This is a genomic window from Steroidobacter sp. (genome assembly GCF_036406195.1).
Taxonomy (GTDB): Bacteria; Pseudomonadota; Gammaproteobacteria; order Steroidobacterales; family Steroidobacteraceae; genus Steroidobacter.
On sequence record NZ_DASWVW010000035.1, the window covers coordinates 38,584 to 52,720 of the forward strand.

Annotated in this window: 10 protein-coding genes; 9 read left to right on the forward strand and 1 reads right to left on the reverse strand. The window is 62.4% G+C overall.

Translation table 11 applies throughout. The annotated features are described in order from the left end of the window. Positions 1-30: 30 nt before the first annotated feature. The gene (locus tag VGE08_RS16585) at positions 31-180 is read right to left on the reverse strand and encodes a hypothetical protein (protein WP_331069025.1); all 150 of its coding nucleotides are present in this window, start codon (positions 178-180) and stop codon (positions 31-33) included. A gap of 343 nt (positions 181-523) precedes the next feature. Here VGE08_RS16585 and VGE08_RS16590 point away from each other — a divergent pair, with 343 nt between their 5' ends. From VGE08_RS16590 to VGE08_RS16630, 9 genes are all read left to right on the forward strand, one after another. After that, positions 524-3,925, forward strand: a complete 3,402-nt coding sequence (locus VGE08_RS16590; RefSeq protein WP_331069026.1) for a TM0106 family RecB-like putative nuclease — start codon at positions 524-526, stop codon at positions 3,923-3,925. Between the two features lie 230 nt (positions 3,926-4,155). Next, complete coding sequence (locus tag VGE08_RS16595; protein WP_331069027.1) at positions 4,156-5,406, forward strand: Yip1 family protein; 1,251 nt, start codon at positions 4,156-4,158, stop codon at positions 5,404-5,406. A gap of 28 nt (positions 5,407-5,434) precedes the next feature. Further along, a complete protein-coding gene (locus VGE08_RS16600) occupies positions 5,435-6,454 on the forward strand; it encodes an NAD(P)H-quinone oxidoreductase (protein WP_331069028.1) in 1,020 nt (339 codons plus the stop codon). 613 nt (positions 6,455-7,067) lie between these two features. Continuing rightward, complete coding sequence (locus tag VGE08_RS16605) at positions 7,068-7,793, forward strand: GntR family transcriptional regulator (RefSeq protein WP_331069029.1); 726 nt, start codon at positions 7,068-7,070, stop codon at positions 7,791-7,793. Between the two features lie 255 nt (positions 7,794-8,048). Further along, positions 8,049-8,570, forward strand: a complete 522-nt coding sequence (locus tag VGE08_RS16610) for an RNA polymerase sigma factor (protein ID WP_331069030.1) — start codon at positions 8,049-8,051, stop codon at positions 8,568-8,570. Between the two features lie 25 nt (positions 8,571-8,595). Then, positions 8,596-9,642, forward strand: a complete 1,047-nt coding sequence (locus tag VGE08_RS16615) for a FecR family protein (RefSeq protein ID WP_331069031.1) — start codon at positions 8,596-8,598, stop codon at positions 9,640-9,642. A 107-nt stretch (positions 9,643-9,749) separates the two neighbouring features. Beyond that, positions 9,750-10,364, forward strand: coding sequence for an RNA polymerase sigma factor (locus VGE08_RS16620; protein WP_331069032.1), 615 nt, complete (start codon positions 9,750-9,752; stop codon positions 10,362-10,364). A gap of 26 nt (positions 10,365-10,390) precedes the next feature. Further along, a complete protein-coding gene (locus VGE08_RS16625; protein ID WP_331069033.1) occupies positions 10,391-10,915 on the forward strand; it encodes a FecR/PupR family sigma factor regulator in 525 nt (174 codons plus the stop codon). 155 nt (positions 10,916-11,070) lie between these two features. Further along, positions 11,071-14,136, forward strand: a complete 3,066-nt coding sequence (locus VGE08_RS16630; RefSeq protein WP_331069034.1) for a TonB-dependent receptor — start codon at positions 11,071-11,073, stop codon at positions 14,134-14,136. Position 14,137 lies beyond the last annotated feature (1 nt).

Genomic DNA, 14,137 nt, shown 5'->3' on the forward strand with positions numbered 1-14,137 from the left:
CCTGTCCAAGTGGCCTCTCGCGCGAGTCATTCACTGGAAGAAAAGAATTCCCAACTGGAACGAGTTGTCCACAATTACTTGCGCGGGGTGAAAATTGCGGGTCTCCCTCGCAGCATTCCCAAAATCGATCATCTCCAGCTCATCAATCTCAATCTCTTCCATCATTCTTCTGTCGTTCATGACGGTTCCTTTGAGGAATTGTTACACCGTCCCGCTGCCCGTCGGGAAACTTGCGCTTACCGTTAGTCAACAGCAATACGTGCTACGGCCATGGTGAGAATCATGGATTCATAGCGTGAAAATATAAAAGAATAGGGGTAAAGTGGGCACGGTCAGCCGGTCCAAGTGACATAGAGACTGATTAACCACAAGAACCTTGGTGCTATGGTTCGCCCTTGGTGGTTTGTAGTGGATCTCACGGATGAGGTCCGCTGCGAATCTTGCTGAACCGGGCACCGCAACGAGCCAAAACTGAACAGCAGCCTCTCATGGAGGACGGGGCTGCAAGCTCGGGAATTTTTCATTGCTCAACCTCGGCCCAACGATTCAGCTCAGCGCGTCGGATCTGGTTGGCTATCTCAATTGCCATCATCTCACGCATCTCGACACGCTGGTCGCCACCGGCGCCAGGCCGAAACCTGAAGTCTGGGACCCATCGCTGGAAGTGTTGTGGGAGCGGGGCGCCGCGCACGAGCGCGCCTATGTGGAGCATCTGCGCGCGCAGGGATTGAAGATCGTCGAGATCGCGGGCATCGGGATCTCGCCGGCGCAGGCCGAGCAAACAGTGGTCGCCATGCGCGCGGGCGTTGATGTCATCGTTCAGGGCGCGTTTCTGCAGGGAGCTTGGAGCGGCCGTACCGACGTACTCGTCCGCGTGCCAATCGCGAGTGCGTTGGGCGACTGGTCATATGAGGTCGTGGATACAAAGCTCGCCCGCGAGACCAAGGGCGGTACCGTACTGCAGTTGTGTTTGTACTCGGATCTGTTGGCCAGCGCGCAAGGCCGCCCGCCCGAGCAAATGCACGTCGTAATTCCAGGCTGCAGTTTCCGGCCGGTCAGTTATAGAACGGCGGAGTACGTCGCCTATTACCGACATGTGCGCACGGCGTTGGAGCGTTCCCTCGCGCAAAACAACGCTGCCCTGACCTATCCGAATCCCAAGGATCACTGCGATATCTGCCGCTGGCGAAACGAATGCGACGCTCGCCGGCGCCACGACGATCATTTGTGCCTGGTCGCGGGCATCTCCGCTTCACAGATTGCCGAGCTGTCACGACATGGAGTCACGACGCTCACCGGACTGGCGGAGTTGCCTCTGCCCTTGCCATGGAAGCCGGAGCGAGGCTTGCCGCAGTCCTACGAGCGCAGCCGCGAGCAGGCGCGGATACAGCTGGAAGGCAGGCAGGCGGCGAAAGTGCTCTATGAAACATTGCCGCTAGCGCCAGATGCCGGATTGCATCGCCTGCCGGAGCCTTCGCCGGGAGATATCTTTCTCGACCTCGAAGCGGACCCGTTCGTCGGCGAGGAAGGGCTCGAATTCCTGTTCGGCTATGTCGCGATCGACGCGAAGGGCGGCGCTGGCAGGTACGTCGCCGAGTGGGCATTCACGCGTGACGAAGAGCGCAGCGCCTTCGAGCGCTTTGTCGATTTCGTGATGGCGCGCTGGGCCAAGCATCCGGGCCTGCACATCTATCACTACGCACCGTACGAGCCGAGCGCGCTGAAGCGGCTGATGGGTCGCTATGCAACCCGCGAGGATCAGATCGACCGCATGTTACGTGCGTCGCTGTTCGTCGATCTCTACACCATCGCCCGGCAGAGCATCCGAGCGAGCGTGGAGAGTTACTCCATCAAGAATCTGGAGCCGCTCTACGACTTCAAGCGCAGCGTGCCGCTGGTCGAAGTCAGGAGCGCGCTGGCGAAATTGCAGGCGCGCCTCGAGCTGAGCGACGCCGCTTCGATCACGGAAGACAGCAAAGACGTGGTGCTTCGCTACAACCGCGACGACTGTTTATCGGCGCTGGAATTGCGCGACTGGCTGGAAAAGATCCGCGGCAAGTTGGTCGCGGATGGCGTAGTGATCCCTCGCCCGGCGCCAGGCGATCCCGAGCCCACACCGGAGTTGGACGAGCGGCAACGTCAAGTTGCGGACCTGGCCGAGCGTCTGACAGCGAATGTGCCGACTGATGGTGCGGAGCGGACGCGTGAGCAGCAGGCGCGTTGGATACTGGCGCATTCGCTGGATTGGCACCGACGCGAGCTGAAGTCTGCGTGGTGGGAGTTCTTTCGCCTCGCCGAGTTGTCGGCCGAGAACCTGCTGGATGAGCGTTACGGCATTGCCGGCCTGGCATTCCAAGGCGCCGTGGGTGGAACCACGAAGGCCCCGATCCATCGCTATCGATTCCCGCCGCAGGAAGTCGAGTTGCGCGGTGGCGAGACGCTGCACGTCAGCCCCGAACAGAAGCTCGGGACAGTGGACGCGGTCCATGCCGAGAGCGGCACGATCGATATAAAGAAACGCGGCGATACAACGCAGCTCCATCCACATGCGGCCTTTGCACACGACCTGGTGCGAACCGACGTGATTGCGGACGCGCTGCTGCACCTTGGTAGCTTCGTTGCGGAGCGAGGTATCGAGGGCCCGGGTTGGTATCAGGCAGCGCGAGACTTGCTGCTCAAACATCCTCCGCGTCTCGGTGGTGAGCGCCTGCAGTTGCCAAATGAAACCGCCAGCGATGCGGCGGTCCGCGTAGCAACGAAGCTCACGCAGGGCGTGCTGGCGATACAGGGTCCGCCCGGCGCCGGCAAGACATTTACGGCCGCGCAGATGATCTGTGCGCTGGTGAAAGCAGGGAAGAAGGTGGGTGTGACCGCCAACAGCCACAAGGTCATCCGCAACTTGCTGGATAAAGTGGTCGAAATCGCCGATCAGTCGCGCCTGTCCATTCAATGTCTGCAGAAGCTCTCCGAGAAAGCCGAGGCCGTGCATGGCATCCGCTTCGAGACGGACAACGAGAAGGCCATCGCGGCGATCGGCACATCGTGCCAGGTGGTCGCGGGAACGGCGTGGCTCTGGTCTCGGAGCGATGCGTTCGAAGTCGTCGACACGCTGTTCGTGGATGAGGCCGCACAGATGTCATTGGCCAATGTGCTGGCGGTGTCGCAGGCGTGTCGATCACTGGTCCTGCTCGGCGACCCGCAGCAGCTGGAGCAGCCGATTCAGGGCAGCCATCCGGAAGGAACGGATGTGTCAGCGCTTCAGCACATGCTCGATGGCGCCAAGACCGTCAGTAACGAGCAGGGCTTGTTCCTGGAGGAGACCTGGCGCCTGCATCCAGACATTTGCTCGTTCACGTCGGAGCTTTTCTATGAGGGGCGATTGCGCTGTCGAGGCGGCGTCGAACGACAGGAGGTGCAATCGACGAGCCGGATTCACGGTGCCGGCCTGCGCTATCTGCCGGTGGCGCATGAGGGCAATCAGAACTCTTCGCCGGAAGAGGCGGACGCGATCGCACGGCTGGTCGAAGAAACATTGGCGGCGCGTGGAACGTGGATCGACCGCGACGGACGAGTGCGCGGGCTCACGCTGGACGACATCCTGATCATCGCGCCGTACAACTCGCAGGTTTTCGAGATCCAGCGTCGCCTGCCGCAAGCTCGTGTCGGCACGGTGGACAAGTTTCAAGGCCAGGAGGCGGCGATCGTGCTCTATTCGGTGACGACGTCTTCGCATGCCGATGCGCCACGAGGAATGGAGTTTCTGTACAGCTTGAACCGGCTGAACGTCGCGGTCTCGCGCGCGAAATGTGTGTGCGTGCTCATCGCCGCGCCAGTCATCTTCGAGCCTGCCTGCTCGACACCACGACAAATACAGTTGGCGAACGCCTATTGTCGCTACCGCGAGCTGGCCAGCACGCTGGCTTGATTCATTCGCGTCAGCTCCGCTCGTGGAGCCTGCACTAAAGGTCAGTAATGGTGCTGGCCGCCTTCTGGCATACATAGCCGCGTGTGGCTGCGATCCGGTTCGCGCCGATTGCCTGTTTCCCAGACGTATTAGATACTTACCGAGCAGTACAACAGCACGGCCGGGCCGCCCGCCTGCGCGACGTGCCGAATGCAGCCGCCACATTCTTTACACGAACCAGGAGAGTCCTTGTGGATCTCAATAAATTAGTGGCTCGCGCCAAAGCGATTCTGCTGTCCCCCAAGAGCGAATGGCCGGTGATCGCCGGCGAGCCTGCCACCGTCGCGGACCTGTACAAGGGGTACATCATTCCGCTGGCCGCGATCCCCGCGATTTTCGGTTTCCTGCAGATGAGCGTGATCGGGGTCTCTGTGCCGTTCGCCGGCACGATCCGAATCGGCGTGGGCGCGGGCCTCACCTCGATGGTGGTGGGCTACGCGCTGGCGCTGATCATGGTGTATGTCATGGCATTGATCGTCGATGCGCTCGCGCCGACGTTCAGCGCGCAGAAGAGCAACATTCAGGCGCTGAAGGTGGTCGCGTATGCATACACGGCCAGCTGGGTTGCGGGTATTGCAGCGATCATTCCGGGCCTTGGCTTCCTGATCTCGCTGGCCGGCGCCGTCTACGGCATCTATCTGCTGTATCTCGGCCTGCCGCACACCATGAAGTGCCCGCCGGAGAAAGCAGCGGGATACACCGCCGTCTCCATCATCATTGCCATCGTGCTGGGTTTCGTCACGGCCGCGTTGGTCGGTGGCATCGCCGGCGTGGGCGGCATGATGAGCGGCGCAGGCTACCGCTCCTCGAGCGATGACGTGCAGTTCGACAAGGACAGTCCGCTGGGCAAGATGGAGCAGTGGGGCAAGGCCATGGAAGCCGCCAGCAAGCAGCTCGAGGCGGCACAGAAGTCCGGCGATCAGGGGGCTCAGGAAGAGGCATTGAAAGCGGTGTTCGGCGCGGCGATGAGCGGTGGCGCTCAAGTCGAGTCGCTCGCACCGGACCGCTTGAAAGCGTTCGTGCCCGACGAGCTCGCGGGATTGTCACGATCGAGCATTGCAGCCGAGCGCAATGGTGCGCTGGGGCTGCAGGTGTCTCAGGCCAACGCCACATACTCGGATGATTCGGGCCGCGAAGTGCGGCTGGAGATCACCGATGCCGGCAGCGCCAAGGGCCTGCTGGGATTGGCGGGCTGGGCTGGTGTCGAAGGCGAGAAGCAAGCCGACGGCCGTTACGAGAAGACCTTTCGCGACGATGGCCGGCTGATTCATGAAGAGTGGGACAGCAACGATTCCAGAGGTCAATATACGGTGGTGGTGGGCGATCGCTTCACCGTGAAGGTCGAGGGTACCGCGGGCAGCGTGCGTGAGCTGCGCGCCGCCGCTGAAGAGCTGGACCTCGATGGACTGGCAGAACTGCGGACCGAGGGCGTCAAGAACTGACCCGCCCGGGTCCGGAAGAGAGTGACGAGTGAGAGTCATTGATGTCCCGCATCCAGGGGGTCCGGATGCACTGGTGGTCGCGCAGCGGCCGGTGCCGACGCCGCAACCTACCGAGGTCCTGATCAAGATCGAGGCGGCGGGCATCAATCGCGCGGACGTACTGCAGAGGAAAGGTGGCTATCCACCGCCGCCGGGCGCGCCTAGCTATCCCGGATTGGAAGCGGCAGGTGTCGTGACCGCGGTTGGAGCCGCGGTCCGCGAATTCAAAGTTGGCGACAGAGTGTGTGCCCTGCTTCAGGGTGGCGGCTACGCCGAATACTGTACGGCGGACGAACGCCAGGTCCTGCCCGTGCCCGGCTCGTTGAGCATGATCGAAGCCGCTTCATTGCCCGAAGCGTATTTCACGGTGTGGAGCAATGTGTTCGGGTTCGGCCGGTTGCAACCTGGCGAGACATTGCTCGTGCACGGCGGCTCGAGCGGCATCGGCGTGACTGCGATTCAGTTGGCCAGGGCCTTGGGCCACACGGTGTTCACAACCGCGGGTAGTGACGAGAAGTGCCGATTCTGTGAACGGCTCGGCGCGAAGCGCGCGATCAACTACAAGACCGAAGACTTCGTCACGGTGATCGCCGAAGAAACAGGCAAGCGCGGCGTCAACGTTATCCTGGACATGGTCGGCGGCAGCTACCTGTCGAAGAATATTGCCTGCCTCGCCATCGAGGGACGCTTGGTGATCATTGCCACGCAAGGGGGCATGAAAGGAGAAGCGGACCTGTTGCGCGTTCTTCAGCGTAGGTTAACGATCACTGGCTCCACGCTGCGTGCTCGCGACGCCACCTTCAAGGGCAACATAAAGAATCAGCTGCTGAAGGTGGTCTGGCCCTTGCTGGAGCGGGGCGAGATCAAGCCCATCGTCGACAAGGTGTTCGCGCTGGAGCGAGCCAATGAGGCTCATGCGTATATGGAAAGCAGTGCGCATCGGGGGAAGATCGTGCTTGCAGTCGTGCCACCGGGCGGCAACGTTCCAGTTGCCGAAAAAATGTCCTAGACCGCCTATCTCAGAGAGTTCATCTCTAGGCATTTTCCGAATTTGCCGTTCCGTCGCCGATGCATCCAGCCGGGCTCTGTTAGCTTTACCCGGTCCTGCATTGCCGCGTATCGGGTGGAATGCCGCACCGCACATTGCGTTGCGGCCCGGCGCTGCAGGACCGGAAAGCAGTGGCGCCGAGCGATCCTTCGCGAGTTGCAGTAGGACTCAAGGGATTGATCGAAAAAGGATTTGGCGCCCCACAAGGGTAGTGGACGAAGGAATCGGCCGTGCATCAGTTTCGAGGTCGCGCAGGGTTTGATCCAACAGTGTCAGGCGCGCAATACCGTGCGCGCGCTAACGCAGCCCGTGCAACGTCGCCGGGCCGCTCGGTCTCAGCCAGTTGGCCAACACTCCCGCGCAGGAAAAGCAAACGAGGCGAGCCGCCGCTCCGGCGAGCAGCCCACACCACGGCAAGTATCCAAATCACAACGGGGGTCATGACCCCCGGGAATTCAAGGCGCACGCACCGTCAGAACGGCGCCGCTCGGGAGGCAGGGGTGACGACACCACGACAGGGTGAGACGACCGCGTCTCGGAGCTTTCATCATTGGCCAACTATGGAGGGCGCATCATGCTCTCGACGGATCCAGGCAAGCGAATCTTTGTGTTGAAGAGGGACGAGGCGGGTAGTCGCAAGCCCAGCAGCGATCACGCCGTGGAGGGAATCTACGACCGCATCAAGGCGCTGCTGCTGGCGCACACGCTCGCTCCCGGACAGTTACTGCAGATCGGCACCTTGGCCGAAGAGCTTGGCGTGAGTACCACGCCGGTGCGCGAAGCATTGACGAGGCTGGCTGCAGAACGGTTGATCGTGTTCGCGCCGAAGCGGGGCTTCTTCGCCAAGACCGCATCGGAGGACGAACTGCGCGGGCTGTATACGCTCAATCAAACGTTGCTCGATTCGGCGCTGCTCGAATGGAATGCAGCTGCGGAGGCGGAGGAAGACATCAAGGTGCAGTTCAAGGTCTTCGCGTCCGTGCCGTTGTCGGACAAGCCTGAGCAACTCACACGCTCGGTCGACGATCTGTTCGTGCGAATCGCCGCGCGTTCGGGCATTGGCGAGCTGGCAGACATAATCCGAAACTTCAACGACCGCTTGCATCATGCGCGCATGATCGAAAGCGAGATCATCGAAGATGCGGTCGAGGAGTTGTCGCAGCTACGGCAGCTCTACACCGAAAACAACAAGGAGGAATTGCAGCTGGCTCTACGGACCTACCATCAGCGGCGTCGCGAGTTGGTGTCCGTGATTTGCAAAGAACTATTGTTTCGTCCCTTTCTTGCCGAAAACAAATAATACTGCCGCGGCCTCCGGAGGCTTGCTCTGCTTCCGGAGGACCGCCGCGGGCACCGCGCTCCCGTTACTATCTGATGGCGATTTCTTCCCGCATGCCGCACACTCGCGCACAGCGGGTTAACAACAGATAAGGGAATGCTTGTGATGGATCGTCAGAAGCATCTGGGGAGAGGTGACGTTGCCCGTGCGTCCACGGCAGCGGCACAGAGGCACCCTGGTGGAGAAATCGGCGAGCGAGAGGTTGCCGCAAGCCCCGTGAGCGATCTGCACGCTCGCAACGGCCGCATCGGTTCGTGGTTCGGCCGCTGGCGCCAGCCGCTGCGCGGTTGGCTTTCCAGCCGAGCCTCCGTGCCGAGCTCCGAAGTCGATGACCTCGCGCAGGAAGTTTTTCTCCGGCTGCTGCGCTATAGCGACGACATCGCGGTCGAGAACCCGCAAGGCTATCTGTTCCGGATCGCCGCCAATGTTGCCAATGAATGGCGTGAGCGGTCGCGCGTGCGCCAGCCGCACGACCGCAGCTGGCTCCATGAGCTGCAGATCGATCCATCCGACCAGCCGGACAACGCCGCTTTCCAGAACCGCGTCAGCAAACATTTGCAGAACGTGGTGGCGGGCTTGCCCAGGCGGCAGCGCGAGGTGCTGCTGTTGCACGTCAACGAGGGGCTTACTTACAAGCAGATTGCCGATCGTCTGGGAGTGACCTACCGGATCGTGTTGCGGGACCTGACCCGCGCCTACGCCTCGCTGCGCCTGCAGTTGAAGGCTGAAGATCTGTAGCGCGCATGGTGGGCGAGGGCGGGGCATGAAACCGGGCAGCGACACGCAGATCGACGCTCTCCTGAGCGAACAGGCCGCGGGCTGGTTCATCCGGCTGGTCGCCAACGATCTCTCGGCGCGCGAGCGGCGCGAATACCTGGCGTGGTTGAAAGCGTCGGACCGTCACGTCGAGGCGTTGCTCGATATCTATCGCTATCATGGCTACGGCCGCAAAGCGAAGCTGAACGTACGCGCCATGCCCAACGAGGACTCCGGCGCGAATGTCATCCCATTCACACCTCGTGGGGCGACCGTGGTTCATCACAAGCGCGAGGTCCCACGCCGACGCCGCGTTCTCAAGATCGCCGCCACGCTTGCTGGCATTGCCTTCACCGTCGTGATCGGATGGATCGTCAAAGTCGCGTATTTCGACCAGCGGATCACCACTGACGTGGGCGAATGGGGCCGGACCATGCTCGCCGACGGCAGCGTACTGCGCATCGGTCCGAATACTCAGTTGCGCTGGTCGTTCGACGACGGCCAACGGCTCATCGTGCTGAGTCGAGGCGAAGCGGTCTTCGAGGTCGCCAAAGATCCCGATCGGCCGTTCATCGTGACCACGCCGCTCGGCGACGTGCGCGCGATCGGGACGCAGTTCGGCGTGGCGTTCATGAACGCAACGACCGCCGTGGTGACAGTGGCGCACGGCAAAGTGGCGGTGACCAAGCCGCACGATGGGCGTCCCGCCGATGACGGTTCGGCCGACGTGGCGGAGCTGGTCGCCGATCAACAGATCGTGATGTCGGCCGCGGGCGCGCAGCCAGTGAAAGACGTCGATGCCTCCCGCGAGCTGCAATGGGCCACTGGCTACTACGAATTCCGCGGCGAGACCGTGAGCCAGGCGATCGAGCAGTTCAATCGACGCAATCGCCTGCAGGTGGTGATGGCCGATGACCGGATCGGCGAGATTGCGATGCCCTTCACCACGGTGAAGCTCGACGACCCCGAAACGTTCGCCGCCATGCTGGCGGCGCGGCCCGATGTGCAGGTCGCCTACGAAAGCGCCGACGTTATCCGCCTCCTGCCCGAATAGCCGGCCGCCATGGCCCTCAGGAGGGATGACCCGTCGTCCTGACCCAGTCCTGTTCAATAGGGGCTGCTCGTCCTGCTCAAACCGTGGCGTTTGGTTCCGGGGCCCAAGTGATCGATCCGCACAAGCATCCGGCACAACCAGGTCGTTGGAGCTCGTCCAGGCAGGATGAGCCAGACTCCCCAGGGGACGGTCGTCCCGAGGAAGCCGGGTCCCATCCCGGCAACGGCCGCCTGGTCGAGTGGTTCGGTCTGTGGCGCAAACCGATCCGCAGCTGGCTGCGCAACCGCGCGTCGGTGCCGTCGGGGGACATCGACGATCTGGCCCAGGAGGTCTTTCTGCGCCTCCTGCGTTACAGCGACGAGATCACCGTCGAGAACCCGCAAGGCTATCTGTTCAGGATCGCCGCCAATGTCGCCAACGAATGGCGCGAGCGCTCCCGCGTGCGCAAACCCCATGACGACAGCTGGCTGGACGAGCTCCAGATCGAATCCGCCGAGCAGCCGGAGAATGCCCTGGCGAAGCGGCGGAGAGTGGAATATGTGCAGGCTGCCGTGGACCGCCTGCCGCCACGGCAACGGGACGTTCTGTTGTTGCACGTGAACGAGGGACTCACGTACAAGCAGATTGCCCGCAAGCGTGGCTTGACCTATCGGATCGTATTGCGCGACCTGACGCGTGCCTACAGCACGTTGCGTGTGCAATTACGATTGGAGGACTTGTGACCGTCAGGGATGATGAGGACGCGGACATGAAGGGAACTCGACACGAGCGCGCCGCAAAGCAGGCACTGAGCGACGAGGCCGCGGAATGGTTCATCCGCTTGCGCGACGAACGGCTGGCCACACGGCTTCGGGCACGCAATGTGCGCTGGCTGAAGGAGTCGCCCGCCAATATCGCCGAGCTGCTGCGCATGCAGCAGGTCCACGCGCTGCTGCGGGAATGCAAGGTGGAGAACCGGACGCCTCCGGCGGGCGCAGAGTCGGAGCCGGACGAGCTGTCGAATGTCATCGAGCTCATGCCGCGCCAGCCGCGCCCCCATGAGCCGGTGGAAGCCCGAAGCCGGCTGGCGCCATGGAAGATCGCGGCGGCGGTAGCCTGCCTGACGGTGGCTTTCCTGTTGGGATTCTCGGCAGGAACCGGTGACTCCGGGCACGCCGGCGGCACCGTCCAGCAAACCGACCGGCAGGCGAAAGACCAATGTGGGCCGCGAGCGGGACTGAGCCGCTGGCTGGCGGGTTTGCGAGCCTCCGACCCTTGCCGGAATGGCGAGTGAGTGGGCTGCATCGAGCTATATTTTTGCCGGGAGCGGCTCCTAAGTAACAAAGTCGCAGCGCCGCGCCCCGGCATGCGTTAGATTCCAGCCACCGACCGGCAACGGGGCCGGGTCCGACTTCAGGGATTTATCAGAGGGATCTAATTGGGGAGATGGTGGCGAAGCAAGTCATCGCTGGACTCGTAGCGTCCATCGTCGTGGGCGGCGGACGGCTGCTCGCGGCTGACGCCCCGAACGAATATCTGCTCGCGCAGGCGCCGGGCGAAGCCGCCCAATCCCCCCAATCTCCCCAATCTCCCCAATCTCCCCAATCTCATAGCCTCGACATCTCGCGCCTGCCCATCATCGATGCGCTGAAGGAGTTCGCCACCCAGACCGGATTGCAGGTGAGCTTCTGGCCGGACGCACAGACGGATCAGTCCGTGTTGGTGGGGCCGCTGCGGGGCAAGTTCACCGCCGAAGCGGCGTTGACGCGGCTGCTGGCGAGCAGTGGCCTGGCATTCAGGCGCACCAACGCTCGTTCGCTCGTGGTGATGGCGCCGTCACTGTTCGGCACACCTCGCAATGGTGCGACCGTATCGGAGCCGGAGCCAGCGCAGCTGGCTGAAGGCCGACCCTATCTGCGACCACGACAGCCGCCGACGACATCATTCCCTGCCGACGCTGCAGCGTCGGGATCGGCTCAGCTCGATGGCAGATCGACCTACGCTCCGATCGACGAAGTCATCGTTACCGGCTCGCGCATCGAACGCAGCGGCGAAGGTCCCGCGCCCGTGCAGGTGTTCTCACGTCGCACTATCGACTCGTTGGGCGCTGCCTCCATTCCCGACGTGTTGCGCTATGTGCCGCAGCAGCCATTCAGTCAGCCCGAGCACTTCTACTACAGCGCCGCACAGTATTCGCAGATGCGCGGTATCGGCGTCGACACCACGCTCATTCTCATCAACGGCCGTCGCGTCGTGCCGACCTCGAACAGCCTGACGCTAAACGCTTTCGACTTGAACACGATTCCACTCGCGGCGGTCGACAAGATCGAGGTGCTGTCCGATTCGGCGTCTGCCATCTACGGTGCGGACGCGATGGGCGGAGTGGTCAACGTGGTGCTGAAAAAGGAAATTCCGCAGCCGGTGGTCGATGTTCAATATGGCGGGGCAAGCGGCGGCGGAGATCTGCTGCGTGCATCGTTGAGTGCCGGGTACTCGACCGACCGTTTCCGGTCATCGATGATCTTCGACTACTACTCGCGTGACTTTCTGCTCGGTGCCGAGCGCGGCCTCTGGGCCGATCAAGACTACTCACGCTATGGCGGCACGGATTACCGGTCGATCGGTGGCCTGCCGGGTACCGTACGTTCGTCGACCGGCGGCAACCTGCCAGGACTCACGTCTTCGTTCGCCACGGTGCCTGAAGGCAGTACCGGTGTCGGTCTCACGCCAGCGGATTTCGCCGCGACCGCCGGGATGCGCAATCCCGCTACCACCTCGAGCACGCTGTCCATCGTTCCCGAAGTCCACCAGCGCAGCCTGGCGCTGTTCGTCGAATATGATCTCAGCGCCGGGATGACGGCGGTCGCCGAAGTGCTGTACACCAATCGCGAAACCGCCTCGCAGGATGAAATCTATTCGGTGCAGAACGCAAAGGTGCCGGTGGACAATCCTTTCAATCCTTTCGGGCAGCCGGTGTATGTCGACTTTCTGCTCGACGGCTTGCAGCCGCGCCAATTCGTGCATGACCTGGAGATGGTGCGTGGCTCGGTGGGATTGCGCGGGCATTTGGGATCGTCGTGGCAATGGGAAATTGCCGCCACGGCAAGCACCGAAACGGACGATGCTATCGGTACGAATCAAGTGAGTGCCGCGCGCGTCAATGCAGCGCTGGCCGTTACCGATCCGGCTCGTGCCCTGAATCCCTTTGTCGACGGCCCTGCTGGCAGTCCCGAGCTGCTGGCATCGTTGATCGAGCCCAATGTTCATCATCACTTTTCGCGCGGCCGCCAGCTCTCGGCATTCATGCGTGGCGATCTGTTCGAGTGGTCGGCAGGTCGCGTGGAAGTCGTGGTCGGTGGCGAATGGCACGACGAGAAAATCAATTACGACGACGCTCTCCAGCCGGTCGAGAATGAACGGGATGTGCAGGCGCTCTTTATGGAGCTGCGCGCACCATTGATCGGCCGTGCGGCTCACGGGCGCGGTGATGTGCTGTCGATGACGCTTGCCGCGCGCCTCGACGACTACAGTGACTTCGGCAGCACGGTCAATCCGCAATTCGGTTTGATGTGGCGGCCGGCGCGCGATCTTTTGTTGCGAGCCTCTTATGGCACGAGCTTCCGTCCGCCATCGCTGTTCGAGCTGCATGCGCCGCGCATGACGACCATGAGTGTCATGGTGCCTGATCCTGCTCGCAACGACGCGCTCGGCTCGGTTGTTCTCGTGTCGGGCGGCAATCCGGATCTGCAGCCGATCGAAGCTGAATCCATGACGGCGGGTTTCGTGCTGACGCCGAGCGCGTTGCCACAGCTACGCCTGCTGGCGAACTATTGGAGGATCCGGACCGAGAATCGTGTGACGCTGCTGCACTTCACCTCGCTGCTCGCCAATGAGGAACTGTTCGGCGACCGATTCGTGCGCGACGCGCCGACACCGGCTGACACGGTGGCCAACATACCGGGCCAATTGCTGCAGCTGGATATCTCCCGGCTGAACTTCGGCCGCCTCGATACCAATGGCGTGGACATCGAAGCGAGCTACGAGATCGCCACGCGCTGGGGTGACTTCACGCCGCGCTTGTCCGCCACATGGGTGAACGAGTTCACTGCCATCGAGGTGCCAAAGACTCCGCCGGTCGATCGCGTCGGCATCGCCAGCCCCTCGGGTTCGATCCCGCGCTGGCGAGTGGTCGGCGGGCTCGGCTGGAAGCGCAATGGCGTCGGTCTGTCCACGACTCTCGACTGGCGGCCCGGCTATATGGATGCCGGTGCGTTTGGTCTCACCGGGCGCAGGCTGCCATCGCGCACGGTGGTCGACATGCAGGCGAGCTTCGCGATGGACGAGCTATTGGGTCCCAGTCCGCTGTGGGATGACTTGAGCCTGCAGGCCGGCGTAAAGAATCTGTTCGACGAGTTGCCGCCGTTCGCCGACGCAGGTTTCTTCATCGGCTTCGATGCCTCGCAGAGCGACCTGATCGGCCGTCTCGGCTACGTGCGGTTGACCAAGGGTTTCTGAG